This is a genomic window from Streptomyces sp. NPDC047002 (assembly GCF_040704505.1).
In the GTDB taxonomy this organism is placed as follows: Bacteria; Actinomycetota; Actinomycetes; order Streptomycetales; family Streptomycetaceae; genus Streptomyces.
In genome coordinates this window covers 1-24,323 of record NZ_JBEYWC010000016.1, presented here as the reverse complement: position 1 = coordinate 24,323, position 24,323 = coordinate 1, and the positions used below count along the sequence as shown (strand labels likewise).

The following is a 24,323-nucleotide window of genomic DNA, read 5'->3' as shown; positions in this document are numbered from 1 at the left end:
GGGAGGCGGCGGCGGGCGGCGTGGCGGCGGGCTGCCCCGTCAGCCGCTCCCGGCGCCCTGCGGCCCCTCCGCCCCTTCTGCGGCCGAGGCCGCGGCGCGGTAGGCGCCCGGCGTCTGGCCCATCGTGCGGCCGAACGCGTCGACGAACGCGCTGGTCGTCGCCCACCCGCAGGCGCGCCCCGCCTGCGTGACGGTGGCGCCGTCGGCCAGCCGCAGCATCGCGTGGAAGACCCGCACCCGGGTGCGCCACTGCGGGTACGTCGTGCCGAACTCGGCGCGGAAGAGGCGCGCGAGGGTCCGCTCGCCCGCCCCGACCCGCCGTGCGAGCCAGGCCGCGGTCCGCGGGCGGCCCAGGTCCTCGGTGACGAGCCGGCACGCCTCGGCGAGCCGCGGGTCCTGCGCGGCGGGCAGCGTCAGGGGCCGTACGTGTGCGCGGCGCAGCCGGTCGTCGACCACGGCGCGCAGCCGCCGCGCCTCGCCCGCCGGCAGGTCGGGCTCCGTGCAGACCAGGAGCAGCTCGCGGAGCAGCCCGTCGACGGCCACGACGGTCGGCGCGTCGACCGGCAGGGGCGCGTCCCCGGGCGGGAACCCCATGGTGTGCACGCGGCTGTGCCCGTAGACGCGGTGCTCGTGCCAGAGGCCCGCGGGCGTCCATACGGCGCGGTCGCGCGCCGCGACCCAGGTGCCGTCGGCCGTTCTGACGGCGAGCACGCCCTCGCTCACGTGCAGGAGCTGGTGGTACGCGTGCCGGTGGCGGTCGATGAAGTGGCCCGACGGGTGCTCGTTGATGGTGACGGGCGCCGCAGGCGCGGTCTCGTGCGCCTCTCCGGCGGGGCCGGTCCACGCGTGGCTGTTCTCCGACATAGGCAGGCAGATTAACGGAAGAACGGCACGGTGGCCGCGTGGCAGCGTGGGCCCATGCCCATCGCACCCCGTACCGCGGCGCCCTCCCGCCCCGCGCACGCGTCCCCGCACGCCGCCGCGGCCCCCGAAGGAGCCGCGCGATGAGCGGGACGAGCGGGCAGCGGGCCACGGGCGCCCGGGAAGAGGAGAAGGCGCCGGGGGACGGGGCGGCGCCTGCGGGCCGCGGCCGGCTGCGCGGCCTCGCGCTCGACACCCGGCCGCTCGCCCACCCCGCGTACCGCAGGGTCCTGGTCGGCCAGGGCGCCGCGGTCATCGGCACGATGCTCACCGAGGTCGCCGTCTCGGTGCAGATCTACTCCCTCACGCACTCCTCGTTCTACGTCGGCCTCGCGGGCCTCTGCGGCTTCGCGCCGCTCGTCGTCTTCGGCCTCTGGGGCGGCGCGGTCGCCGACGCGGTCGACCGCAGGCTGCTCTACCTGTGCTCGTCGCTCGTGACCTGGGCCGCCACGCTCGCGCTGCTGGCCCAGACGCTCGCGGGCGCCGGCTCCGCCGCCCTGATCCTGGCGCTGATCGCGGTGCAGGGGGCGGGCTTCGCGGTGTCCTCCTCGACGCGCGGCGCCCTCGTCCCAGCGATCGTGCCGCGGCACCTGGTCCCCTCGGCCAACACGCTGATCTACAGCGTCGGCAACGTGGGGCAGGTGCTCGGGCCGCTCACCGCCGGCGCCCTCGTGACGCTCCCGCACGGCTTCGCGTACGCCTACGGGGCCGACGCCCTGCTGTTCACCGCCTCGCTCCACTCGACCCTGCGGCTGCCCACGCTCCGCCCGGCCGACGGCGTGGCCAGGCCCGGCGCGCGTGCGGTGTGGGAGGGGCTGCGGTTCATCGGCGGCAACCCCGTCCTGCTGATGTCGTTCGCGGTGGACATCGCCGCGATGGTGCTCGCCATGCCGGAGGCGCTCTTTCCACAGGCCGCCGCCGTCCGCTTCCACGGCGGGGTCGGCCTGCTCTACTCCGCCGTCGCCATCGGGTCCATGCTGGCCGCGCTGTGCAGCGGCTGGATCGGGCGGGTGCGCCGCCAGGGCGCCGTGCTCGCCTGCGCGGTCGTCGCGTGGGCCGTCGCGATCGCGCTCGCGGGCCTCGCCGGATCCCTCTGGCTCGCGGTGCTCCTGCTGGCGCTCGCCGGGGCCGCCGACCTGGTCAGCGCCGTCTACCGGCAGACCATCCTCCAGACGTACGCCTCCGACGGCATGCGCGGGCGCATGCAGGGCGTCTACACGGTGGTCGTGGCCGGGGGCCCGCGCCTCGGCGACCTGCGCGCCGGGGGCATGGCGGCCGCCACCTCGTTCGGCGTCGCCTGGTCGGGCAGCGCCCTGCTGTGCGCCGTCCTGGTCGCCGCGGCCGCCGTAGCCGTCCGCCCCTTCTGGCACTACCGCCCCCCGGCCGCCGGGCCGCAGGGCGCCCCCGGTGTGCCGCCCGGCGCGGCTCCCGCGCCGCAGGACGACGCCGCGTGGCGCGTGGAGTAGGCGGCCGCCCCGCGGCGCACGGCGACCCGGCCTGGAGCCGCGCGGCCTCAGCCTGCGACGACCTCGCGGAGGCGGGCGAGGCCCCAGTCCAGGTCCTCCTTCGAGATCACCAGGGGCGGGGCGAGGCGGATCGTCGAGCCGTGGGTGTCCTTCACCAGGACGCCCCGCTCCATCAGGCGCTCCGAGATCTCCCGCCCGGTGCCGAGCGCGGGGTCGATGTCGACGCCCGCCCACAGGCCGCGCCCGCGCACCGCGCGCACCGCGCCGCCGCCGCCCGCCAGGGCGCCGAGCTCGCGGTGGAGATGCGCGCCGAGCTCGGCCGCGTACCCCTGGAACTCGCCGGTGCGCAGCATCGCGAGGACTTCCAGGGCGACCGCGCACGCCAGCGGGTTCCCGCCGAACGTCGAGCCGTGCTCGCCCGGCCGGTACACGCCGAGCACCTCGGCGGACGAGACCACGGCCGACACCGGGACCACGCCGCCGCCGAGCGCCTTGCCCAGCACGTACATGTCCGGGACGACGCCCTCGTGCTCGCAGGCGAACGTGCGGCCCGTGCGCCCGAGCCCCGACTGGATCTCGTCCGCCACGAACAGCACGTTCCGCTTCCGCGTCACCTCGCGCACCGCCGCCAGATAGCCGGGCGGCGGCACCAGGACGCCCGCCTCGCCCTGGACCGGTTCGAGCAGCACCGCCACCGTGTGCTCGCCCACCGCCGCCTCAAGCGCCGCCGCGTCCCCGTACGGCACGACGTCGAAGCCCGGCGTGTACGGGCCGAAGCCGGCGCGCGCCTCCTCGTCGGTGGAGAAGCTGACGATCGTCGTCGTCCTGCCGTGGAAGTTGCCCGCCGCGACGACGATGCGCGCCCGGCCCTCCGGCACGCCCTTGACCTGGTAGCCCCACTTGCGCGCCGTCTTCACCGCCGTCTCGACGGCCTCGGCGCCCGTGTTCATCGGCAGCACCGTCTCCATGCCGCACAGCGCGGCGAGCTGCTCGCAGAACGCGGCGAACCTGTCGTGGTGGAAGGCGCGCGAGGTCAGCGTGACCCGGTCGAGCTGGGCCTTGGCCGCGTCGATCAGCCGGCGGTTGCGGTGGCCGAAGTTGAGCGCCGAGTACCCGGCGAGCAGATCGAGATAGCGGCGCCCCTCGACGTCCGTCATCCACGCGCCCTCCGCGGACGCCACGACCACGGGCAGCGGGTGGTAGTTGTGCGCGCCGTGCGCCTCGGCCGAGGCGACGGCCGCTTCCGTGCGGCCGGGAACAGTGGGCACAGGCTCCTCCGATCGTTCGGCGCGGCAGCGCTCCCGCGCCGGTTTCTACCGTGTACCTGCCCTCTCGGCCGGAAAATCCATCCTCCGCTCCTGCGGCGATCCGCTCAGGCGCCCCGCCCCGCTAGGGTGGTGCGCGCAGGGTGACTGGCGTACGCGGAAACGACCGCGGGGGAGCCCCGCGGAAGCAGCCGTGCGGACCCGCACGTCCGCACCGAGGTGTCGCCCCGCCTGGGCACCGGGACCCGACCGCTGACACGGACCGTCCCGGAGGACGCCGCCATGGCCGACACACTCCCCGCCCCTGCCCCCGCTCCTGCCGCATCCCCCGCCGCCGCGGCGCGCCGCCCCGCGCTCGCCGCCGCCGACCCCGCGCTCGCCGCGCTCGTGTCCGCCGAGGAGCGCCTCCAGGCCGAGACGCTCCGGCTCATCCCCAGCGAGAACTACGTGTCGCAGGCCGTGCTCGACGCCTCGGGCACCGTCCTGCAGAACAAGTACAGCGAGGGCTACCCAGGCCGCCGCTACTACGAGGGCCAGCAGGTCATCGACCAGGTCGAGACGCTCGCCGTGGAGCGCGCCAAGGCGCTGTTCGGCGTCGAGCACGCCAATGTGCAGCCGTACTCGGGCTCGCCCGCGAACCTCGCCGTCCACCTCGCCTTCGCCGCGCCGGGCGACACCGTCATGGGCATGGCGCTGCCGATGGGCGGGCACCTCACGCACGGCTGGGGCGTCTCCGCCACCGGCCGCTGGTTCCGCGGCGTCCAGTACGGCGTACGGCGCGACACCGGCCGCCTCGACCTCGACGAGGTGCGCGACCTGGCGCGCAGGGAGCGCCCCAAGGTGATCTTCTGCGGCGGCACGGCCGTGCCCCGCACGATCGACTTCGCCGCCTTCGGCGCGATCGCCCGCGAGGTCGGCGCGGTCCTCGTCGCCGACATCGCCCATATCGCGGGCCTGGTCGCGGGCGGCGCCCACCCCTCGCCCGTGCCCCACGCCGACGTCGTCTCCACCACCACGCACAAGACGCTCCGCGGCCCGCGCGGCGCGATGCTGATGTCGCGCGCCGAGCACGCCAAGGCCCTCGACAAGGCGGTCTTCCCCGGCCTCCAGGGCGGCCCGCACAACCAGACCACCGCGGCCGTCGCCGTGGCGCTGCGCGAGGCGTCGGACCCGGCGTTCCGCACGTACGCGCACGAGGTCGTCGCCAACGCCCGCGCCCTCGCGGACGAACTGCTCGCCCGCGGCTTCGACCTCGTCTCGGGCGGCACCGACAACCACCTGATCCTCATCGACCTCACCCCCAAGGGCGTGCCGGGGAAGGCGGCGGCGAAGGCGCTCGACCGCGCCGGGCTCGTCGTCAACCACAACGCCGTCCCCTACGACCCCCGCAAGCCCTTCGACCCCTCCGGCATCAGGATCGGCACGCCCTCGCTGACCAGCAGGGGCCTGACCACCGCGCACATGCCGACCGTGGCCGACTGGCTCGACCGGGGCGTCGCGGCGGCCCGCACCGGCGACGAGGCGGCGCTCGCGGCGCTGCGCGCCGAGGTCGCCGAGCTGATGGCCGCCCACCCGGCGCCGGGACTGCCCCTCGGCTGACCCGGCCGTGCCCCCGGGCGCGACGCGTCCCACGGGCCGTACGGCACGGCCCGTGGGACGCACCTGAGACAATGGCGGCATGCCTTCAGACCGTCCCCGCGCCCTCTCCGGCATCCAGCCCACGGCGGGCTCCTTCCACCTCGGCAACTACCTCGGCGCAGTCCGCCAGTACGTCGCCCTCCAGGAGACCCACGACGCCTTCTACATGGTCGTCGACCTGCACGCCATCACGGTCCCGCAGGACCCCGCCGAGCTGCGGGCCAACACCCGCCTCGCGGCAGCCCAGCTGCTCGCCGCCGGGCTCGACCCGCAGCGCTGCACGCTGTTCGTGCAGAGCCACGTCCCCGAGCACGCGCAGCTCGGCTGGGTGATGAACTGCATCACGGGCTTCGGCGAGGCGTCCCGGATGACGCAGTTCAAGGACAAGTCGGCCAAGCAGGGCGCCGACCGCACCACCGTCGGCCTCTTCACGTACCCGGTGCTCCAGGTCGCCGACATCCTGCTGTACCAGGCGGACGCGGTGCCCGTCGGCGAGGACCAGCGGCAGCACATCGAGCTGACCCGCGACCTCGCCGAGCGGTTCAACGGCCGCTTCGGGCACACCTTCACGGTCCCCTCGCCGCACATCGTCAAGGAGACCGCGAAGATCTACGACCTCCAGGACCCGACCGTCAAGATGAGCAAGTCGGCGTCCACGCCCAAGGGCCTGGTCAATCTGCTCGACGAGCCGAAGGCCACGGCGAAGAAGGTGCGCAGCGCCGTCACCGACACCGGCTCTGAGATCGTCTTCGACCCCGCGGGCAAGCCGGGTGTGAGCAATCTCCTGACCATCTTCGCGACCCTGACCGACACCCCGGTCGCCGACCTGGAGAACCGGTACGCGGGCAAGGGCTACGGCGCGCTCAAGACCGACCTCGCCGACGTGATGGTCGACTTCGTCACACCCTTCAAGGAGCGCACGCAGGCGTATCTGGAGGACCCCGAGACCCTGGACTCCGTGCTCGCCGCCGGTGCCGAGAAGGCCCGCGCCGTCGCCGCCGAGACCCTGGCGGCCGCCTACGACCGCATCGGCTTCCTCCCCGCCAAGCACTGAGCAGCCCCCCGGGTGCGGCCTTGGGCCACTTGGCCGCAGGAGCCCCGCCGGGACTGCGCCGCACGGGGGCAGCGCGGCCCGGCAGCGGCCGGACCCGCGCCCGCCGTGCGCGGAAACGGCCGGCGATCACGGACACTGGTCAGGGACCCCGTGCCGGGGCCACACTGGCGTGCGTCCGGGCGCCGGCCGACAAGGACGGCAAGTCCGGCAAGTCCGGACGACAAGTCCGGACGAAGGGTCGAGAGTGAGGAGATCGATGTGGGGACCGTAACGCTCGGCGTTTCGATCGCGGTCCCGGAGCCGTACGGCAGCCTGCTCCAGCGGCAGCGCGCGAGCTTCGGGGACCCGGCCGCACACGGCATCCCCACCCACGTCACCCTCCTGCCGCCCACCCGGGCCGAGTCCGAGGCGCTGCCCGTGGTGGAGGCGCACCTCGCGGCCGTCGCGAGCGCCGCCCGCGCCTTCCCGATGCGGCTTTCCGGCACCGGCACCTTCCGGCCCCTCTCCCCGGTCGTCTACGTCCAGGTCGTCGAGGGCGGCGCCGCCTGCACCTGGCTCCAGAAGCGGGTACGGGACGCCTCCGGCCCCCTCGTGCGCGAGCTCCAGTTCCCGTACCACCCGCACGTGACCGTCGCCCACGGCATCGCCGACGAGGCGATGGACCGGGCCTACGAGGAGCTCGCGGACTTCGAGGCGTCCTGGGCCTGCACGTCCTTCGCGCTCTACGAGCAGGGCGAGGACGAGGTGTGGCGCAAGCTGCGCGAGTACGCCTTCGGCGGCAGCGAGACCCACGGCGTGCCGACCCAGGGCGGCGCACCCCACCACCGGGCGCCCGTACGCCGCTGACGCGCCGCCCCCGGGCGGCAAACGGGTGTGCGCACGCGGCGCGGACTTGGCAGGCTGCGCCCATGGACCAACCGCACACCCACGCCACCGGCCCGCACGGCGACCTGGCCACCACGCGGCTCACCCCGGCCCTGCTGCGCGGCGCGCTCGACCTCGAACCGACGGAGCACGGCCTGCTGCCGCACCGGCTCCCCGCGCGGGCGCGCGCCCAGAACACCGACGGGCAGCTCGCCATGGCCGAGTCCCAGCCCTCCGGCGTACGGCTCGCCCTGCGCACCCGCGCCACCGCGGTCGAGCTCGACGCGCTGCGCACCAGGACCGCCTACGAGGGTGTGCCGCCGCGCCCCGACGGCGTCTACGAGCTGCTCGTCGACGGCGAGCCCACCGCGCGGGCGAGCGTGACCGGCGGCAACGTCCTGCTGATCGACCTCGCCACCGGCGCACGGCACACCACCCCAGGGCCGGTCGGGACCGTGCGCTTCGCGGGCCTGCCCGCCCGGGAGAAGGACATCGAGATCTGGCTCCCGCACAACGAGACGACCGACCTTGTCGCCCTGCGCACCGACGCGCCCGTCCACCCCGTGCCGCGGGACGGGCGGCCGGTCTGGCTGCACCACGGCAGCTCCATCAGCCACGGCTCCGACGCCGCGGGCCCCGCGAGCACCTGGCCCGCGCTCGCCGCACGCCTCGGCGGCGCCGAGCTGGTCAACCTGGGCTTCGGCGGCGGCGCCCTGCTCGACCCGTTCACCGCGCGTGCCCTGCGGGACACCCCGGCCGACCTGATCAGCGTGAAGATCGGCATCAACCTCGTCAACGCCGACCTGATGCGGCTGCGCGCCCTCGGGCCCGCCGTGCACGGCTTCCTCGACACCGTCCGCGACGGCCACCCCGACACGCCGCTGCTTGTCGTCTCCGCGCTGTACTGCCCGATCCACGAGGACACCCCGGGCCCGAGCCTCCCGGACTTCGGCGACCTGGCCTCGGGGCGGCTGCGGTTCCGCGCGGGCGGCGACCCGGCCGAGCGCGCCACCGGCAAGCTGACACTCGGCGTGATCCGCGAGGAACTGGACCGCGTCGTGCGGCAGCGCGCCGCAGACGACCCGCACATCGGCTACCTCGACGGCCGTGAACTCTACGGCGAGGCCGACCACGCGGACCTGCCGCTGCCCGACGGGCTCCACCCCGACGCCGAGACCCACCTGCGCATCGGCGAGCGCTTCGCCCGGCTGGCGTTCGGACCCGGCGGCCTGCTCGCGCCTCCGGCGGCCTGAGGCGGCGAAGGGTCCCGGCCGCCGGGCGGCTCACTCCGGCTGCGCCGCCCGGTAGAGGGGGCCTGGCAGGTGCCGCAGCGCCGCCATCACCAGGCGCAGCCGCCCCGGCACGTAGACCGTGCGGGAGCGGCGGCGCAGCCCCAGCTCGACGGCGGCCGCCACCTCCTCGGGCGTGGTGGAGAGCGGCCCGGGGCCCGGCTCGGCCCCGGCCCTGGCCCGCACGGCCGCCGGGCGCACGGTCATGACGTGCACGCCCGTGCCGTCCATCGCCTCCCGCAGGCCCTGCGTGAACGTGTCGAGGCCCGCCTTGCTCGACCCGTAGATGAAGTCCGCGCGGCGGGCCCGCTCGCCCGCGACCGAAGAGAGCACCACGAGCGCGCCGTGCCCCTGGGTCTGCAGTGCGGCAGCGCACACCAGCGCGGCCGAGACCGCGCCCGTGTAGTTGGTCTGCGCGACACGCACCGCGTCCGGCGGCGACGCCTCGTCGTGCGCCTGGTCGCCCGCGACGCCGAAAGCGAGCAGCACCAGGTCGATGTCGCCCTCGGCGAACACCTTGCCCAGCACGTCCTCGTGGGAGGCGGGGTCCAGCGCGTCGAAGGCGACCGTGCGCACATCGGGCCCTGAGCCGGGGCCGCCGCGCAGCGCCCGCAGCCCGGCCGCCGCGGCGTCGAGCGCGGGGGAGGGGCGGCCCGCGAGCCACACCGTGCGGGCCCTGCGCGCGATCAGCCTGCGGGCGGTGGCCAGGCCGAGCGCCGAGGTGCCGCCGAGCACCAGCACGGACTGCGGGGCGCCGAACGCGTCCTTCATGGGGAACTCCTGACTCGTGGAGAGGGCGGGCTTTCCTGTCGTGGCGTGCAGAGCTGCTGCGGCGGTCCCGGCCGGCCCGGGGCGTGGCCGCCGGGAGTCAGAGCGCCAGGCGGCGCGCGAGGTCGGAGGTGAGGACGCCTGCGGGGTCGAGCGCGGCACGCGCCGCCCTGAACTCCGCGACGCGCGGGTACATGGCGGCGAGCAGGTCGGGCCGCAGCCGCGCGTCGTGCGCCAGGCACACCCGGCCGCCCGCGCCCGCCACCTCCTCGTCCAGCTCGTCGAGGAACCGGCCGAGGCCCCGCGCGCTCGCGGGGATGTCGAGCGCGAGGGCCCAGCCGGGGAGGGGGAAGGACAGCAGGCCGCTGCCCTCGGCGCCGAGGCGCTGGAGCGCCGCGGCGGCCACCGGGAGGCCGCGCCGCGCCACCGCGCGGGCGATCCGGTGCAGCGCGTCCTCGTGGCCGCTGCCGACCGCGCACTCGTACCGCACGAAGCCGCTGCGGCCGTACGCGCGGTCCAGCCGCGGCGGCGGCGCGAACGGCCGGGCCAGCGGGTGCAGCCGCCGGCTCCTGCGCCGCGGCGCGGCCCAAAAGCGCAGCGCGTTCAGGGCACGCGCCGCGCCGGTGCCCAGCAGGCCGTCGGGGACCAGCGCGGCGGACAGCGCGGGCAGCCGGGCCGCGTGCGCGGCGAGCGCGGGCGGCAGCGCCCCCGAGACCAGCCCGGCGGGCGCCGGGCAGGGCTCCCTGGCGTGCGGCGGCAGCGCGTCGAGCGGGACGTGCAGCGCCCGGGTCAGCACGCCCCGCCCGAGCGCGGGCCCCCGGGCGAGCAGGTCGAGCCACGCCGTGGCCGCGCGGTGGCGGTGGCCGGTCAGGCTCAGCCGGGAGAGCGCGTCGTCGAGGCCGGAGACCCGCTCGGTGTCCACGGCGAGCAGGGCGGTCGACACCCGCCGCAGCCGCACGGTGGCCGACAGGATCACCCCCGTCAGGCCGAGGCCGCCCGCCGTGGCGTCGAACAGGGGCGTGCCGGGCACGACCGTGCGGACGGTGCCGTCGGCGGTGAGCAGCAGCAGCGAGACCACGTGCCGGGAGAACGAGCCCGCGCTCTCGTGGTCGCCCCCGTGCAGGTCCACGGCGAGCGCGCCGCCCACGGTCGCCCCGCCCGAGCCCGGCGGTGCGGGCAGGGCCGGCAGCACGGGCAGCGACCAGCCGAACGGCAGCAGCGCCTGCGCGAGCCGCTGCAGCCGCACCCCCGCCTCGCACACCACGAGCCCCTCGTCGGCGTCGACCGCGCGCACCCGGTCGAGCGCGGTCAGGTCGAGCACGGTGCCGCCCGCGTTGCGCGCCGCGTCGCCGTGCGCGAGTCCGAGGCCGCGCGCCACCGCGCCCCGCCCGTCAGGCGCCGCGCTCGCCCGCAGGGCGGCCGCCGCCTCCTCGTAGGAGCGGGGGCGGGCGAGCAGCGAGGTGGTCGGCGCGGTACGGCCGCGCCCGGTGAGCGACCCGAAGTCGAAATCCGGCAGTGCGGCGCGTGAGCCGTGTGCGGCGCGGGATGCGTCAGGGGTCTGGGCAGCCATAGGGGCGACGGTATAGCCCAGTAGCGACTGTAATGCCCATATTCGTGCGGTAGTCGCGGTACTCGTATAAACAGGTGGATCGTGCGGTGCCGCCGCGTACGCAACCGATGTCTCCGCGATCCGGGGGTAGATCTGCTTCATGGACTGGCTGAAAAAACTCCCCGTCATCGGCCCGTTCGTCGCCCGGTTGATGCGGACACACGCCTGGCGCTCGTACGAGACCCTCGAACGGGTGCACTGGTCGCGGCTGGCCGCGGCCATCACCTTCCTCAGCTTCATCGCCCTGTTCCCGCTGATCACCGTCGCCGCGGCGATCGGCGCCGCGCTGCTCAGCAAGGACCAGCTCGACCACGTCCAGCGGAGCATCTCCGACCAGGTCCCCGGCATCTCCGACCAGCTCAACGTCCAGACGCTCGTCGACAACGCGGGCACCGTCGGCCTCGTCGCCGGCGCGCTGCTGCTGTTCACCGGCATCGGCTGGATCGGCAACATGCGCGAGTGCCTGCGCGCGGTCTGGGAACTCGACGACAAGCCCGAGGGCAACCCCCTCGTGCTCAAGGCCAAGGACGGCCTCGTCCTCGTCGGCCTCGGCCTGGTCGGACTCGCCTCGCTCGCCGCCTCGGGGCTCGGCTCCACGGCGATCGGCTGGACGGCCGAGCACCTCGGCATCCCGGAGAACGGCCCGACCGGCGTCCTCCTCCAGGGCGGCTCCCTGCTCATCGCCGTACTCGCGGACTTCCTGCTCCTGCTGTACGTCCTGACGCTGCTGCCGCGCGTGCAGCCGAAGAGGCGCCGCCTCGTCGTCGCCGCCCTCATCGGCGCGGTCGGCTTCGAGGTGCTCAAGCTCCTGCTCGGCGGCTACATCAAGGGCGTCGCGGGCAAGTCCATGTACGGCGCGTTCGGCACGCCCGTGGCGCTGCTGCTCTGGATCAACTTCACCGCCAAGCTCCTGCTGGTCTGCGCCGCCTGGACCGCCACCCCGAGCAAGGGCGAGCCGAGCCGCGTCGAGCTCAACCGGCGCGAGGCGGAGGAACGCGAGCGAGCCAAGGCCGAGGAGAAGGCCGCCGCCGACGCGGGCCCCGCCCCCGCCGGGGGCGGCGCGCACGGCTCGACCGCGGGGTGAGCCGCGCCCGGCCCCGCGTACGGGCGTCCCTCGGGGGGCGGCCGCACCGCCCCCTCCGGGCGGCTCAGGCGCCGGGGCGCCGCGGCCAGCGGCGGTTGACGAACCAGCCGCCGGCCCCGAGGACCACCAGCACACCGCCGACGATCGCCAGCGCCGTCGTCCCCACCCCGGAGCCGTCGTGCGCGGCCGCGGCCTGCGCGGGCCGCCCCGAGGCCGCGCCGGGCGACGGGTCGGCCGAGGAGCCGGCCCGCCGGGTGTCACCGGCCGACTTCGGCGGCACCAGCCTGCCCACGGGCGCCACCTTGCCGTCCGCGGCGAAGCCCCAGTCCAGCAGCGACGACGCCTCCTTGTAGACCGCGTTGAGCTCCTTGGACGACGGGTTCATCACCGTCACGAGGACGACCCGCCCGTTCTTCTCCGCCACGCCCGTGTAGGTGTTGCCCGCGTTCGTGGTGTAGCCGTTCTTCACCCCCGCGAGCCCCGGGTACGGCGTCACGCCGTCCGCGCCCGTCAGCAGGCGGTCCGTGTTCTGGATCTGGAACGACCCGCGCTTCGCGCCCTTCTTCTTCGGCTGCGCACCCGGGAACTGGGCCGTCACCGTCGAGCAGTACTGCCGGAAGTCCTTGTTCTGCAGGCCGGAGCGCGCGAACAGGCTCAGGTCGTACGCGCTGGAGACCTGCCCCGGCCGGTCGTAGCCGTCGGGCGTGACGACATGCGTGTCGAGCGCCTGGAGGCCGTCCGCGTGCTGCTGCATCTCCTTCACCGTGTCCGCCACGCCACCGTTCATCGCCGCCAGCACGTGGACCGCGTCGTTGCCCGAGCGCAGGAACACCCCGAGCCACAGGTCGCGCACCGAGTACGTCTGGTCCTCCTTGACCCCCACCAGGCTGCTGCCCGCGCCCATCCCCTCCAGGTCGGCCGAGGCGACCCGGTGCTCCTCGGTGCTCGGGAGCTTCGGCAGCAGCGTGTCGGCGAACAGCATCTTCAGCGTCGAGGCGGGCGGCAGCCGCCAGTGCGCGTTGTGCGCGGCCAGCACGTCCCCCGTCTCCGCGTCCGAGACGATCCACGACCTCGCCGTCAGCTTCTTCGGCAGCGCGGGCACCCCGGCCGCCGCGGCCACCTGGGTCCCCGGCAGCCCGAGGCGCGCCCCGCCCACCCGGGACATCCGCGCGGGCGGACTCGGCGGCTTGGACTCATGGGTGCCGTCCCCCGCGGCCGCCCACGCGGGGGCCACGGCGAACACGGGCAGCAGGGCGGCGCACACGGCGGCGACCGCGGACTTCTTCACAGCAGACACGACCGAAAACGTACAGGGCACCGCCAGGGGTTTCGACGGCCGAGGTGACGAGGACCACCCGCCGCGCCCCCGGCCGAGGGCCCCGCGCGCGGGCGGCGATACTGGAGCCATGAAGCTCAGCCGCCCGGTGTCCTGGTTCCTGCTCGCCTTCGGTGTCTGGAGCTGGTTCATCTGGATCACTTTCGCGAAAAACCTGTGGCAGGACGGCAGCGGCCTCGCCTTCGACGACGCGGGCCGGCCGACCGCCTACTTCTGGGTCCACCTGCTGCTCGCCATCGCGTCCTTTCTCCTGGGGACGGCGATCGGCGCCATCGGGTTCCGCGGCCTGCGCGCCCTGAGGGCCGGGACCGCCCCGGCCGCCCGCGACTGACGCGGGGTCACCCCGGCGGGGTTGTGAAGGAGTTGTGATCACCGCCCCCTGGCGCCCAGGGGTGCGGCCCGCGAGCGCGGGGGCCCGTGTCCGCGGGGGCGGCGTCACGGCCCGGGGCCGGGCGGGCGCGGTGGGTCGATGGTGGCTGCGCGACGGTTGTGGAGTCGGCGTGACCACGGCATGATGCGGACGGATACGGACGTGTCACGTTTCGGCCGGAGGCCGGGGCCGCGGCCGTGCAAGTGACCCGACCGCCGCCCGTTGTACCCAATCGTTACTTTCCCTTGCGAAGTGCGTGTGATTGGGTGACGCCGTCGCGGTCCGGGGTGGGCGTGACATACGAGGGGCACAGCGAACATGCGGTCGATCCGTCTCCGAATACTGGTTACCTGCGTCGTGCTCGCGATCATCGGCGTGGGCGGGTGGCAGCTCCTGCCGTCCGGTGGCGACGGGGAGAAGCCGATCACGGTCGGCACGACGGACATCGTCAGCTCGCTCGACCCCGCGGGCGCGTACGACGCGGGCTCCTGGGCCCTGTTCAACAACATCTACCAGTCGCTGCTGACCTTCAAGCCCAGCTCGACCGTCCCCACCGGGGACGCCGCGCGGCGCTGCGGCTTCGAGGGCACCGGCCTGCTGACGTACAGCTGCACGCTCCGCAAGGGCATCACGTTCTCCAACGGGGACGAGATGACCGGCGCCGACGTGGCGTTCTCGATCAACCGCGTCGTGCACATCAAGAACCCGCAGGGCCCCTGGTCGCTGCTGTCCACGATGAAGTCCGTCGAGGCGCACGGCATGACCGTCACCTTCCACCTCAAGACGCCCGACGCGACGTTCCCCTCCAAGCTCGCGACCGGCGCGGGCGCCATCGTCGACAGCCGCCAGTACCCGGCGGACCGGCTGCGCGGCGGCCAGACCGCTGTCGGCTCGGGCCCGTACCTGCTCAAGGCGTACAAGCCCGGTACGTCGGCGACGCTCGTGCCCAACCCGGAGTACGTCGGTGCCGTCGGCGACACCGGCGGCCCCGTGGACGTCGACTACTTCAAGACGCCCGACGACCTGAACGCGGCCTGGCAGGACAAGAAGATCGACGTCACGCACCGGCAGATGCCGCCCTCTGTCGTGGCGAAGGTCGACGCGAGCTCCGACGACATGCACGTCACGGAGGCCGCGAGCGCCGAGATCCGCAACATGGTCTTCAACGTCCGGGGGAGCTCCCCGATGGGGAGCGCCGCGGTGCGCAAGGCCGTCGCCGAAGTGATCGACCGCAACAAGATCACCGCGAACGTGTACGACTCGACGGTCGAGCCGCTCTACTCGCTGGTCCCGCAGGGCATCACCTCGCACAGCACCGCCTTCTTCGACACGTACCCGAAGCCGGACCCGGCCAAGGCCAGGTCGCTGCTCGCGGACGCCGGGGTGCACACGCCGGTCGCCTTCACCCTCGCGTACTCGCCGAGCGGCTCGGCGGCGCCCGAGTCCGCGGAGATCAAACGCCAGCTCGAGGCCACGGGCCTGTTCAAGGTGAAGGTCGTCAGCAAGGAGTGGGCGGCCTTCCAGAAGGGGTACGCGGACGGCGACTTCGACGCGTACACCATCGGCTGGCTGCCGGACTACCCGGACCCCGACGACTTCGTGGCGCCGCTCGTGGGCAGCGACAACACCTTCCACAACGACTACGCGAACGCCAAGGTGAACAGCCTGATCACGGCGACGCAGAAGTACTCGCAGCGCGGCCAGGCGTCCGACGACTTCAAGGCGGTGCAGCAGGCCGTCGCCGACGACGTGCCGCTGCTGCCGCTGTGGCAGAAGAAGGACTACGTGCTGAGCGCGGAGAACATCACCGGCTCCCAGTACCTCTCGGACGGCACCGGCATCTGGCGGCTGTGGGAGCTCGGCCGCATCTGACGGCCCTGGGCAGCCCGGGCGTCCCGGGCTCCGTCCGCCCGCAGGGCGGGGCCGCTCAGGGCGCCTCGCGGCCGGTGCCGCCCGCCGCGCGCCCGCCGCGCGCTGCGGCGGCCCGGGCCATGCCCGGCAGGAAGTCCGCGCACAGCTCCTGGACTTCGCGCACCAGCGGACGCAGCACCCGGAAGCGGGACAGCGCGATGCCCCGCGCGGTCAGCCGCGCGCCGCGTCCTGCGAGCCTGCGGGAGCGCGCGGCGCCGGGGGAGCGGTCGAAGACCCAGAACAGCACGAGCCCCATCTGCGCCAGCCACATCAGCTCGGGCAGCGCGTCCGCGAGATCGTCAGGCACCCGGGTGCGGGAGCCGGCGAGCACCTCCCGGTGCACCGCGATCGCGGCCTCGCGCGCGTGCGCGGACTCGGGCGAGAAGGGGCTGAGCGGGCTGTCAGGGTCCGCCGCGTTCTTGAAGAACTGCCCGGCGAACCGGTGGTAGGGCTCGGCGATGTCGAGCCACGCGCGCAGCACGCCCCCGAGCCGCTCCTGGAGGCCCGTCTCCCGGGCGAGCACCGGCACGACGGCCTCCCTGTGCTGCGCGGCGATCCGGTCGTAGAAGCCCTGGACGAGGTGCTCCTTGGACGAGAAGTAGTAGTACGCGTTGCCGACCGAGACGCCCGCCTCTGCGGCGATGGCGCGCATCGTGGTCCTGTCGTACCCGCGCTCCTGGAACAGGCGCAGCGCCGTCTCCAGGATCAGGGTGCGCGTCTGCTCGCTCTTGGGGGCCCTGCGCCCGGTCCCGTCGGTGCCGCGCGCGGCCGCGCCCCGGTCGGCGGTGTGGTTCTCGTCCGTCACGCGACCAGCCTAGGGAGTGCCGCCGCACGGACCGCGTCCGCCCGGAGAGCCGGCCGGTGGCGTCGGTCGGTGGGGGCGGGCCGGCGGGCGGCCGCCCCCACCGGTTCCCGGTCACCGCGGCGGGCCACCGCAGGCCGCCGGCACCCCGGTCGTGGACCCGCCGGGTGGCGCGCCCGTGCGGGTCACGCGGCTCGCTTCGCCCCGGCCTGAACAGGGCCGCCACAACCGGCCGTTCTGGCGGCCGGCGCGCACACCCGGGTCCCCGCGCTTACGGAGAGTGCCCCTCGCGCGGCACACTGTGCGGCATGGCTTCCGCTTCCCCCGCCGAGGGCGCCCCGGTCCCGCTCGCAGCGACGGCGGTACGCGCCGAGCTGACCGCGGCGGGCGGCGGCGCCGCCGCGCCCCGCGGGGCCGGCGCCGGCGTGCCCGCGCTGCTGCTCACCGCCGCAGGCAGGCCGGCGGGCGGCGGCCGGGGCGGCGCCGTGGACCTGCGGGCGCTGCCCGCCGCGGTCGAGCGCGTGCTGTTCCGCGTACCGGAGACCGACCGGGCGCCCGGGGCGCTGCTGCGCATCCTGCGGGCCGACGACGCCGCCGAGCTCGCGGCGGTCGCGGTCGCGGGGGACGGCCCGCACGCGGGCGGCGAGCTCTACCGCGCGGGCAGCAGCTGGGCCTTCCGTGCGCTGTCTGCCGCGGGGCCGCACGCCGCGCAGCCGCGGGTGCCCGCGCAGGGCGGGCCGCCGGGCGCCGAGTGCCTCGGCAGCGGCGCCGAGTGCCTGCCGCCCGCGCTGCGGCGCAGGCTCGCCGCGCGCACCGAGCAGGCGGCCATGAGCCTGCGCACCTACGGCGCCCCGGGCGCCCGGGCCGGGGTCGCGCTCGTCCTCGACGCCTCCAGGACGATGTCCCCGCTGTACGCGCGCGGTGCGGTCGCCGACGTGGTGGAGCGCGTCGCGGCGGCGGCCGCCGTGCTCGGCGGCGGACGGCTGCGTGCCTGGACCTTCGCGACCCACCCCGCGCGGCTGCCCGACTGCGTACCCGGCGAGCTGCCGCAGTGGCTGCGGCTCCATGTGCGCCCCGGGCAGCTCGCGTTCCTCGGCAGCCCGCGGCGCCGCCGCCGCGGGCTGCGCCCCGGGCAGATCGACATGCGCTGCGTCGGCGTGCACAACGAGACGCACCGGGCCGTCGCCGAGGTGCGGGCGCGGCTGCGGCGGGAGGCCGCACCCGTGCCGACGCTCGTCGTCCTCGTCACGGGCGGCGGCGTGCGCCGGGGCCCCGAGATCGAGCGGCAGCTGCGCGAGGCCGTGGCGGAGCCGGTCTTCTGGCAGTTCGTCGGCCTCGGCAGGGCCGCCGACTACGGCGTGCTGCCCGGGCTCGGCGCGCCGGGCGGCGGCCGCCTGCCCAACGCCGGCTTCTTCGCGCTCGACGACGTCTGCCGCACGACCGACGCGGAGCTGTACGACCGGCTGCTGTGCGCCTTCTCCGGGTGGCTGGCGGCGGCGCGCCGCACGGGCGTGCCCGGCTGAGGCGGGCCCCGCCCGCGGCGGGCCCGCTCAGGCGCTGAGCGAGCGCGCGTACCTGAGCTGCCCCCGCACGTGCGGGACCGTGGCCGGGTGGGTGACCGGGACGACCGTCGAGTGGTGCCGCCCCGCGCTGACCACGGTGACCTGCACGAAGCCGGTGGTGGTCCGCTCCTTCACCAGCAGGAACAGCAGCCCGAGGAGGCAGAAGACGAAGAACACCGCGGCGAGGACGATCGCGTACGGCGGGACGCGCTCCTCGGTGCGGGACATGTCCATCGCGCTCCACACCGCGCCGTGCAGCGGCAGCGTGCCGGAAGGCGTCACGATCCGGCCGGTGTTCAGCACGGTGATGTCGCCGATCGCGACCAGCGTCGAGCCGCCCGCGAGCGCCGTCGGCTCCCGCCCGCCCGGCGGCTCCCAGGGGTGCTCCGCCTCCCAGAGGCCGGGCCAACCGCCCTGCCCCTGCCCGTCGTTCGCGTACGGGTTGGGCTCGCTCATGCCTCTTCCGCCTCCCCATGCGGCCTCGACCACGATCTGCGTGCGTCGATCCTGGCACAGAAGAGACCCGCCCCCGCGTGCGGTGCACGAGGGGGCGGGCGCGGTGCTCGGGAGCGAACGAGCGGGTCAGAAACGGCGCGTGATGAGCGCCCTCTTGACCTCCTGGATCGCCTTCGTGACCTCGATGCCGCGCGGGCAGGCGTCCGTGCAGTTGAAGGTCGTACGGCAACGCCACACGCCGTCGCGGTCGTTGAGGATCTCCAGGCGCTGCTCCCCGGCCTCGTCACGCGAGTCGAAGATGAAGCGGTGCGCGTTGACGATCGCGGCAGGGCCGAAGTACTGCCCGTCGTTCCAGAACACCGGGCAGGACGACGTGCACGCCGCGCACAGGATGCACTTGGTGGTGTCGTCGAACCGCTCGCGGTCCTCGGCCGACTGGTGGCGCTCGCGCGTCGGCTCGTTGCCCGTGGTGACGAGGAACGGCATCACGTCGCGGTACGCCTGGAAGAACGGCTCCATGTCCACGACCAGGTCCTTGAGGACGGTCAGGCCCTTGATGGCCTCGATCGTGATGGGCTTGGCGGCGGCGCCCGACTTGTCCAGCGAGACGATGTCCTTGATCAGCGTCTTGCAGGCGAGCCGGTTCTTGCCGTTGATCCGCATGGCGTCGGAGCCGCAGACGCCGTGCGCGCAGGAGCGGCGGAAGGTCAGCGACCCGTCGAGCTCCCACTTGATCTTGTGGAGCCCGTCGAGCACGCGCTCCTTCGGGTCGATGTCGATCCGGAAGTCCTGCCACTGCGCCTCGTCGGAGACCTCCGGGTTGAAGCGGCGGATCCGGAACGTGACGGTGAGCAGGTGCGCGGAGGCGGCGGAGTCCGACTCCACCCGGTCCATGGTCGGGGTAGCCATCAGTACTTACGCTCCATCGGCTGGTAGCGGGTCTGGACGACCGGCTTGTAGTCGAGCCTGATGGACTCGCTGCCGTCGTCGCCGACCTCGCGGTACGCCATCGTGTGGCGCATGAAGTTCACATCGTCGCGGTTGGGGAAGTCCTCGCGGTAGTGACCGCCGCGCGACTCCTTGCGGGCCAGCGCGGACACGGCCATCACCTCGGCCAGGTCGAGCAGGTTGCCCAGCTCGATGGCCTCCAGGAGGTCCGTGTTGAAGCGCTTGCCCTTGTCCTGGACCGCCACGTTCTGGTAGCGCTCGCGCAGCTCGGCGATCCGCTCGACCGCCGTCTTGATGGTCTGCTCGGTGCGGAAGACCATCACGTTGGCGTCCATGCACTCCTGGAGCTCGCCCCGCAGCACGGAGACGCGCTCCTTGCCCGTCGACGACAGCAGCCGCTCGACCTGCCCGAGGACGAACTCCTCCGGATTGTCGGGGAGTTCCACGAAGTCGTGGCTCGCGGCGTACTCGGCGGCCGCGATGCCCGAGCGGCGGCCGAAGACGTTGATGTCGAGCAGCGAGTTGGTGCCGAGGCGGTTCGCGCCGTGCACCGAGACGCAGGCGACCTCGCCCGCCGCGTACAGGCCGGGCACCACCGTGGTGTTGTCGGCGAGCACCTCGCCCATCACGTTGGTGGGGATGCCGCCCATCGCGTAGTGCGCGGTCGGCTGGATCGGGATCGGGTCCGTGTAGGGCTCGATGCCGAGGTACGTGCGCGCGAACTCGGTGATGTCGGGCAGCTTGGCGTCGAGCTGCTCCGGCGGCAGGTGGGTCAGGTCCAGGTAGACGTGGTCGCCGGCGGGACCGCAGCCGCGGCCCTCGCGGATCTCCGTGTAGATGGAGCGCGAGACGACGTCGCGGGACGCGAGGTCCTTCATGACGGGCGCGTACTTCTCCATGAAGCGCTCGCCGTCCTTGTTGCGCAGGATGCCGCCCTCGCCGCGGGCGCCCTCCGTGAGCAGGATGCCCATGCGCCAGATGCCCGTCGGGTGGAACTGGAAGAACTCCATGTCCTCAAGCGGCAGGCCGCGCCGGTAGCAGGCCGCCTGGCCGTCACCGGTGAGGGTGTGCGCGTTGGAGGTGACCTTGAAGAACTTGCCGCTGCCGCCGGACGCGTAGATCACGGCCTTCGACTGGAAGATGTGGATCTCGCCGGTCGCCAGCTCGTAGGCGACGACGCCCGCCGACCGCTTCACCCCGTCGACCTCGACCATGATCTGGTCGAGCACGTAGAACTCGTTGAAGAACTCCACGCCCTCCTTGACGCAGTTCTGGTACAGCGTCTGGAGGATCATGTGGCCCGTGCGGTCGGCCGCGTAGCAGGAGCGGCGTACGGGGGCCTCGCCGTGGTTGCGGGAGTGCCCGCCGAAGCGGCGCTGGTCGATGTTGCCCTCGGGCGTCCTGTTGAAGGGCAGGCCCATCTTCTCCAGGTCGAGGACGGCGTCGATGGCCTCCTTCGCGAGGATCTCGGCGGCGTCCTGGTCGACCAGGTAGTCGCCGCCCTTGATCGTGTCGAAGGTGTGCCACTCCCAGTTGTCGTCCTCCACGTTGGCGAGCGCGGCGGCCATGCCGCCCTGCGCCGCACCGGTGTGGGACCTGGTCGGGTACAGCTTGGTCAGGACGGCGGTCCTGCTGCGCTTGGTCGACTCGATGGCCGCGCGCATCCCGGCGCCGCCTGCGCCGACGATGACGGTGTCGTACTTGTGGATCTTCATGGGTGTCGTCAGCCCCGGCTCTAGCGGATGTTCGGGTCGAAGGTGAAGATCACCAGCGTGCCCAGCAGGACGGTCCAGATGGTGGCCGCGTAGAGCAGGCCCTTCAGCCACATGCGGGTGGCGTGGCGCTCCGCGTAGTCGTTGACCACGGTACGCAGACCGTTGCAGCCGTGCAGCATGGCGAGCCACAGCATCGCCAGGTCCCAGATCTGCCAGAACGGGTTGGCCCAGCGGCCCGCCACGAAGGCGAAGCCGATCTTGGAGACGCCGCCGTCGAGCACGAGCTGGATCAGCAGGTGGCCGAGGACCAGGACGACGAGGACCACGCCGGAGAGCCGCATGAACAGCCAGGCGGCCATCTCGAAGTTGCCGCGGGTCGACTTGGGCGTCTTGCGGGTGCGGGCGCGGGGCGGCTCGATGACGGGGGCCGGGTGGTCGGCGTCGAACAGGCTCGCGCCCTCGACCTCGCCGATCCCGGAGCCGGCCGCTGAGGTGGTGTCTGCGGACATGGGTCTCTAGCTCCCGAACACTTGACGGAATGCGTGGCCGAGCACGGGGTACAGGGCGCCGATCATCAGCACCAGCCACAGGACCACCGCGGACCACAGCATCTGCTTCTGGTAGCGCGGGCCCTGGGACCAGAAGTCCACGGCGATCACGCGCAGGCCGTTCAGTGCGTGGAAGAGGATGGCGGCCACCAGGCCGTACTCAAGCACCGCGACGACAGGGTTCTTGTAGGTCGCTACGACGTGGTCGTAGGCCTCGGGGGAGACACGGACGAGAGCGGTGTCCAGCACGTGTACGAACAGGAAGAAGAAGATGAGGACACCGGTGACTCGGTGAGCCACCCAGGACCACATGCCTTCCCGGCCGCGGTACAACGTTCCAGCCGGCACGGAAAACCCTCCGGAAGCGGGGATCGGGGCCGGCCGCCATCTTTTACTTGGTCAAGCACAGTGGTGTCGGTCGCGCCCGGCCGGGTACGGTCCACCGGCCCCGGCCATGTTAGCGACGAGTTGTCGGTCGGCTCGCCCGGGGGTCGCCGGTGTGATCGAACCCGCAGTCAAACAGCCACGGACGGGCTACCGGAGCAGGGGCGATTCACCGCTTCCCCGGCATTTCGGGCGACCTTCCGGGCGCCGGGACCGTCGGCGCCCGACCCCCGGGGTCTTCCTCGGGCCCCGCGTGTCGCGCCACCAGCGCAGCGAGGCGGGTACGGGCGAGGCCGCGCAGCTCGTCCCTGGCCACCGCGCGCTCCTCCTCCGGGTCGTTGCCGAGCCGCGCCCGCACGCCCGCGAGCACCTGGTCCAGGTACTCGTCGGGGGCCCGCCCCGCAAGGCTGATCACGAAGGTGTGGCCGAAGCTCGCCTCGTACGCGGCGAACGCGGCCCGCAGGGCGGTCAGCGCGGCCTGCGGCACCTCGGCCCCCGACAGGCGGGAGCAGCGGTCGGCCGCGGACTCCGCGGCCAGCGCCTGCCCGAGGTCGGCGGGGGAGAGGTCGTAGACCGCCTCGTCGGCGGCGGCGAGCAGGGCCGCGACATCGGGGTACGGTCGGTGGGCGGCGACCCTGCGGGCCCACCGCTCGCTGCCGCAGCACCCGAGCAGGGCCTCGTGGGCGGTGTCTGCGGGAGCGCCGTTGAAGCGGCGCAGCCCTGACTCCTCGCGGGACAGCAGGGGAGGCTCCTCGTACGCGTCGTGGGATACGGCCGGGGACATGCTCATCTCGGTGGCGACGACCGGTGCGGTGCCCCGACGCCAGGGTCTCTCGTCTGGATCATGGCGGGCTCGCGTGCCCCGGTGCCGCGCCTCGCGGCGTTGTCGTCGGTCGCCATGGCTCCGCCATGGCTCCCTCCTCCGCCTTGCGATCCACGGCACCGGACCCCGCTCCCTGATCCGCCCTGATCCAGACGAAAGACCCTAGCGGGCGCGCGGGAAGTCGACCGGTTCGCGCACACTCTTTCACTCGTACGAAGAAGTTTCGACATGCGGCGTGGACGCCGGCGTGGCAGGTTCGCACCAGGACTGCCCGTCCGAAGGGCCGGCAGGCCCCGAGGCGCGGCCCCCGCGACGGCCGCTCAGGCACCACCCGGCGGCACAGGAGGAGCCAGGATCATGAGGCAACCGCGCAGCACACTCGGCGCCGCGACGGCGGCCGTCGCGGCAGGCGCGCTGGCGCTCACCGCGTGCCAGGGCGGCTCGTCCGGCGCGCAGAGCACCGGGTCCTCGCCCGCGCCGTCCAGGACCGCGGCCGCGGCGACCCCCACGCCGACCCGCAGCTACCCGCTGTCGAGCGCGCCGCGCACCGTCCCGTCCGTGCGGCAGTTCACCGCCGCCCACGGCCCCGGCTGGCGGCCGACCCCGTCGAGCGGCGTCGTGGTGGCCTCGGGGAGCGCGGGACAGGGGCTCACGGACGAGGCGCAGCTCATCGCCGAGGAGCTGAAGATCCACTACCGGGGGACCGCGGCGGCGCGCCCCGGCGACGTGGAGCTCGCGCTCGGCGGGAGCGGCGCCGCCGAGTCGTACACCCTCACCACCAGCGGCGGCCGGGTCGTCATCAAGGGCCCCGACCAGTCCGGCGTCTTCTACGGCACCCGCACCCTCAAGCAGTCGGTGCGGGCCTCGGGCGACATGCCCGAGGGCGTCGTGCACGACCGGCCGGCGAAGCCCGAACGCGGCCTCAACCTCGACATCGCACGCAAGTTCTACCCGGCGAGCTGGATCGAGGCGCGGCTGCGCGAGATGGCCGACCTCAAGCTCAACGAGCTCGGCCTGCACTTCTCCGACGACCAGGGCTTCCGGATCGCGTCCAGCAGCCACCCCGAGGTGGTCTCTGCGCAGCACCTGACGACCGCGCAGACCAAGCAGATCATCGCGCTCGCCACGCGGCTGCACATCACGATCGTCCCGGAGATCGACTCGCCGGGACACCTCGCGTCGGTCATCCACCAGCACCCGGGCATCCAGCTGCGCAACGCCTCGGGGACCACGTACCAGGGCGCGGTCGACATCTCGAACCCTCAGTCCGCGAAGATCGTCGACCAGCTGCTGACGGAGTACGCGAAGCTGTTCCCCGGCCCGTACTGGCACATCGGAGGCGACGAGTACCTGGCGCTCACCGCGTCCGACCCGCAGACGAAGTTCCCGCAGCTGGCCGCGGCCGCCCGCAAGAAGTACGGGCAGAACGCGACCGTCCAGGACCTCGCGACCGACTGGATCAACGCGCGGGCCGCCGTCGTCGAGAAGCTCGGCAAGAAGCCCAAGGTCT

Annotated in this window: 22 protein-coding genes; 10 read left to right on the top strand and 12 right to left on the bottom strand. The window is 74.0% G+C overall.

The features are described 5' to 3' along the window. Positions 1–39 precede the first annotated feature (39 nt). Complete coding sequence (locus AB0910_RS16915) at positions 40–864, bottom strand: helix-turn-helix transcriptional regulator (protein ID WP_366745374.1); 825 nt, start codon at positions 862–864, stop codon at positions 40–42. Positions 865–1,004: 140 nt separating this feature from the next. Here AB0910_RS16915 and AB0910_RS16910 point away from each other — a divergent pair, with 140 nt between their 5' ends. Further along, positions 1,005–2,387, top strand: coding sequence for an MFS transporter (locus AB0910_RS16910; protein ID WP_366745373.1), 1,383 nt, complete (start codon positions 1,005–1,007; stop codon positions 2,385–2,387). Positions 2,388–2,434: 47 nt separating this feature from the next. Here the strand turns inward: AB0910_RS16910 and rocD are convergent, their stop codons facing one another. Then, complete coding sequence (rocD, locus tag AB0910_RS16905) at positions 2,435–3,655, bottom strand: ornithine--oxo-acid transaminase (RefSeq protein ID WP_366745372.1); 1,221 nt, start codon at positions 3,653–3,655, stop codon at positions 2,435–2,437. A gap of 279 nt (positions 3,656–3,934) precedes the next feature. Here rocD and glyA point away from each other — a divergent pair, with 279 nt between their 5' ends. The 4 genes from glyA to AB0910_RS16885 all read left to right on the top strand — a co-directional run bounded on the left by glyA (position 3,935) and on the right by AB0910_RS16885 (position 8,461). Further along, positions 3,935–5,251 (top strand): serine hydroxymethyltransferase, encoded by a 1,317-nt coding sequence (gene glyA / locus AB0910_RS16900; RefSeq protein WP_366745371.1) that lies wholly within the window; start codon positions 3,935–3,937, stop codon positions 5,249–5,251. A gap of 79 nt (positions 5,252–5,330) precedes the next feature. Further along, positions 5,331–6,344: a tryptophan--tRNA ligase gene (gene trpS / locus AB0910_RS16895; protein ID WP_366745370.1), complete on the top strand. Its 1,014-nt coding sequence runs from the start codon at positions 5,331–5,333 to the stop codon at positions 6,342–6,344. Positions 6,345–6,602: 258 nt separating this feature from the next. Further along, positions 6,603–7,190, top strand: coding sequence for a 2'-5' RNA ligase family protein (locus tag AB0910_RS16890; RefSeq protein WP_366745369.1), 588 nt, complete (start codon positions 6,603–6,605; stop codon positions 7,188–7,190). Positions 7,191–7,252: 62 nt separating this feature from the next. Continuing rightward, the gene (locus AB0910_RS16885; protein WP_366745368.1) at positions 7,253–8,461 is read left to right on the top strand and encodes a GDSL-type esterase/lipase family protein; all 1,209 of its coding nucleotides are present in this window, start codon (positions 7,253–7,255) and stop codon (positions 8,459–8,461) included. Positions 8,462–8,491: 30 nt separating this feature from the next. On the opposite strand, the gene AB0910_RS16880 is transcribed toward AB0910_RS16885, so the two are convergent. Together AB0910_RS16880 and AB0910_RS16875 are read right to left on the bottom strand one after the other, a co-directional pair. Next, positions 8,492–9,268 carry an SDR family NAD(P)-dependent oxidoreductase gene (locus AB0910_RS16880; RefSeq protein ID WP_366745367.1) on the bottom strand — a complete coding sequence of 259 codons (777 nt, stop codon included), beginning with the start codon at positions 9,266–9,268 and terminating at the stop codon, positions 8,492–8,494. A 97-nt stretch (positions 9,269–9,365) separates the two neighbouring features. Then, positions 9,366–10,835 carry an FAD-binding oxidoreductase gene (locus AB0910_RS16875; protein ID WP_366745366.1) on the bottom strand — a complete coding sequence of 490 codons (1,470 nt, stop codon included), beginning with the start codon at positions 10,833–10,835 and terminating at the stop codon, positions 9,366–9,368. Positions 10,836–10,974: 139 nt separating this feature from the next. On the opposite strand from AB0910_RS16875, the gene AB0910_RS16870 reads away from it, so the two are divergent. Then, on the top strand, positions 10,975–11,958 hold the full coding sequence (locus AB0910_RS16870) for a YihY/virulence factor BrkB family protein (protein ID WP_366745365.1): 984 nt from the start codon (positions 10,975–10,977) through the stop codon (positions 11,956–11,958). Positions 11,959–12,022: 64 nt separating this feature from the next. Here the strand turns inward: AB0910_RS16870 and AB0910_RS16865 are convergent, their stop codons facing one another. Then, on the bottom strand, positions 12,023–13,255 hold the full coding sequence (locus AB0910_RS16865) for a D-alanyl-D-alanine carboxypeptidase (protein ID WP_366745364.1): 1,233 nt from the start codon (positions 13,253–13,255) through the stop codon (positions 12,023–12,025). 109 nt (positions 13,256–13,364) lie between these two features. Here AB0910_RS16865 and AB0910_RS16860 point away from each other — a divergent pair, with 109 nt between their 5' ends. Together AB0910_RS16860 and AB0910_RS16855 are read left to right on the top strand one after the other, a co-directional pair. Continuing rightward, complete coding sequence (locus AB0910_RS16860; protein WP_366745363.1) at positions 13,365–13,625, top strand: hypothetical protein; 261 nt, start codon at positions 13,365–13,367, stop codon at positions 13,623–13,625. A 357-nt stretch (positions 13,626–13,982) separates the two neighbouring features. Continuing rightward, a complete protein-coding gene (locus tag AB0910_RS16855; protein WP_366745362.1) occupies positions 13,983–15,536 on the top strand; it encodes an ABC transporter substrate-binding protein in 1,554 nt (517 codons plus the stop codon). A 55-nt stretch (positions 15,537–15,591) separates the two neighbouring features. On the opposite strand, the gene AB0910_RS16850 is transcribed toward AB0910_RS16855, so the two are convergent. Further along, the gene (locus tag AB0910_RS16850) at positions 15,592–16,284 is read right to left on the bottom strand and encodes a TetR family transcriptional regulator (RefSeq protein ID WP_366745454.1); all 693 of its coding nucleotides are present in this window, start codon (positions 16,282–16,284) and stop codon (positions 15,592–15,594) included. 401 nt (positions 16,285–16,685) lie between these two features. Here AB0910_RS16850 and AB0910_RS16845 point away from each other — a divergent pair, with 401 nt between their 5' ends. Then, positions 16,686–17,900 carry a VWA domain-containing protein gene (locus tag AB0910_RS16845; protein WP_366745361.1) on the top strand — a complete coding sequence of 405 codons (1,215 nt, stop codon included), beginning with the start codon at positions 16,686–16,688 and terminating at the stop codon, positions 17,898–17,900. A 27-nt stretch (positions 17,901–17,927) separates the two neighbouring features. Here AB0910_RS16845 and AB0910_RS16840 read toward each other — a convergent pair whose 3' ends face one another. From AB0910_RS16840 to AB0910_RS16815, 6 genes are all read right to left on the bottom strand, one after another. Then, the gene (locus tag AB0910_RS16840; RefSeq protein WP_366745360.1) at positions 17,928–18,395 is read right to left on the bottom strand and encodes a hypothetical protein; all 468 of its coding nucleotides are present in this window, start codon (positions 18,393–18,395) and stop codon (positions 17,928–17,930) included. A 126-nt stretch (positions 18,396–18,521) separates the two neighbouring features. Beyond that, on the bottom strand, positions 18,522–19,304 hold the full coding sequence (locus tag AB0910_RS16835) for a succinate dehydrogenase iron-sulfur subunit (RefSeq protein WP_366745359.1): 783 nt from the start codon (positions 19,302–19,304) through the stop codon (positions 18,522–18,524). Further along, a complete protein-coding gene (gene sdhA, locus AB0910_RS16830) occupies positions 19,304–21,058 on the bottom strand; it encodes a succinate dehydrogenase flavoprotein subunit (protein WP_366745358.1) in 1,755 nt (584 codons plus the stop codon). The genes AB0910_RS16835 and sdhA overlap by 1 nt, the downstream gene beginning before the upstream one ends. Positions 21,059–21,078: 20 nt before the next feature. Beyond that, a complete protein-coding gene (locus AB0910_RS16825) occupies positions 21,079–21,567 on the bottom strand; it encodes a succinate dehydrogenase hydrophobic membrane anchor subunit (protein WP_366745357.1) in 489 nt (162 codons plus the stop codon). A gap of 6 nt (positions 21,568–21,573) precedes the next feature. Continuing rightward, complete coding sequence (gene sdhC / locus AB0910_RS16820) at positions 21,574–21,954, bottom strand: succinate dehydrogenase, cytochrome b556 subunit (protein WP_345651540.1); 381 nt, start codon at positions 21,952–21,954, stop codon at positions 21,574–21,576. A 205-nt stretch (positions 21,955–22,159) separates the two neighbouring features. Beyond that, positions 22,160–22,774: a 2-oxo-4-hydroxy-4-carboxy-5-ureidoimidazoline decarboxylase gene (locus AB0910_RS16815; RefSeq protein ID WP_366745356.1), complete on the bottom strand. Its 615-nt coding sequence runs from the start codon at positions 22,772–22,774 to the stop codon at positions 22,160–22,162. Between the two features lie 396 nt (positions 22,775–23,170). Here AB0910_RS16815 and AB0910_RS16810 point away from each other — a divergent pair. Beyond that, positions 23,171–24,323, top strand: a 1,153-nt coding sequence (locus AB0910_RS16810; RefSeq protein ID WP_366745355.1) for a family 20 glycosylhydrolase, incomplete at its 3' end; no start/stop codon positions are given.

Excerpts from the sequence above, each read along its gene's own strand:
- AB0910_RS16915 (WP_366745374.1), bottom strand. The coding sequence starts at position 864 with ATGTCGGAGAACAGCCACGCGTGGACCGGCCCCGCCGGAGAGGCGCAC.
- AB0910_RS16910 (WP_366745373.1), top strand. The coding sequence starts at position 1,005 with ATGAGCGGGACGAGCGGGCAGCGGGCCACGGGCGCCCGGGAAGAGGAG.
- glyA (WP_366745371.1), top strand. The coding sequence starts at position 3,935 with ATGGCCGACACACTCCCCGCCCCTGCCCCCGCTCCTGCCGCATCCCCC.
- trpS (WP_366745370.1), top strand. The coding sequence starts at position 5,331 with ATGCCTTCAGACCGTCCCCGCGCCCTCTCCGGCATCCAGCCCACGGCG.
- AB0910_RS16885 (WP_366745368.1), top strand. The coding sequence starts at position 7,253 with ATGGACCAACCGCACACCCACGCCACCGGCCCGCACGGCGACCTGGCC.
- AB0910_RS16880 (WP_366745367.1), bottom strand. The coding sequence starts at position 9,268 with ATGAAGGACGCGTTCGGCGCCCCGCAGTCCGTGCTGGTGCTCGGCGGC.
- AB0910_RS16875 (WP_366745366.1), bottom strand. The coding sequence starts at position 10,835 with ATGGCTGCCCAGACCCCTGACGCATCCCGCGCCGCACACGGCTCACGC.
- AB0910_RS16870 (WP_366745365.1), top strand. The coding sequence starts at position 10,975 with ATGGACTGGCTGAAAAAACTCCCCGTCATCGGCCCGTTCGTCGCCCGG.
- AB0910_RS16860 (WP_366745363.1), top strand. The coding sequence starts at position 13,365 with ATGAAGCTCAGCCGCCCGGTGTCCTGGTTCCTGCTCGCCTTCGGTGTC.
- AB0910_RS16855 (WP_366745362.1), top strand. The coding sequence starts at position 13,983 with ATGCGGTCGATCCGTCTCCGAATACTGGTTACCTGCGTCGTGCTCGCG.
- AB0910_RS16845 (WP_366745361.1), top strand. The coding sequence starts at position 16,686 with ATGGCTTCCGCTTCCCCCGCCGAGGGCGCCCCGGTCCCGCTCGCAGCG.
- AB0910_RS16840 (WP_366745360.1), bottom strand. The coding sequence starts at position 18,395 with ATGAGCGAGCCCAACCCGTACGCGAACGACGGGCAGGGGCAGGGCGGT.
- AB0910_RS16835 (WP_366745359.1), bottom strand. The coding sequence starts at position 19,304 with ATGGCTACCCCGACCATGGACCGGGTGGAGTCGGACTCCGCCGCCTCC.
- sdhA (WP_366745358.1), bottom strand. The coding sequence starts at position 21,058 with ATGAAGATCCACAAGTACGACACCGTCATCGTCGGCGCAGGCGGCGCC.
- AB0910_RS16825 (WP_366745357.1), bottom strand. The coding sequence starts at position 21,567 with ATGTCCGCAGACACCACCTCAGCGGCCGGCTCCGGGATCGGCGAGGTC.
- AB0910_RS16815 (WP_366745356.1), bottom strand. The coding sequence starts at position 22,774 with ATGTCCCCGGCCGTATCCCACGACGCGTACGAGGAGCCTCCCCTGCTG.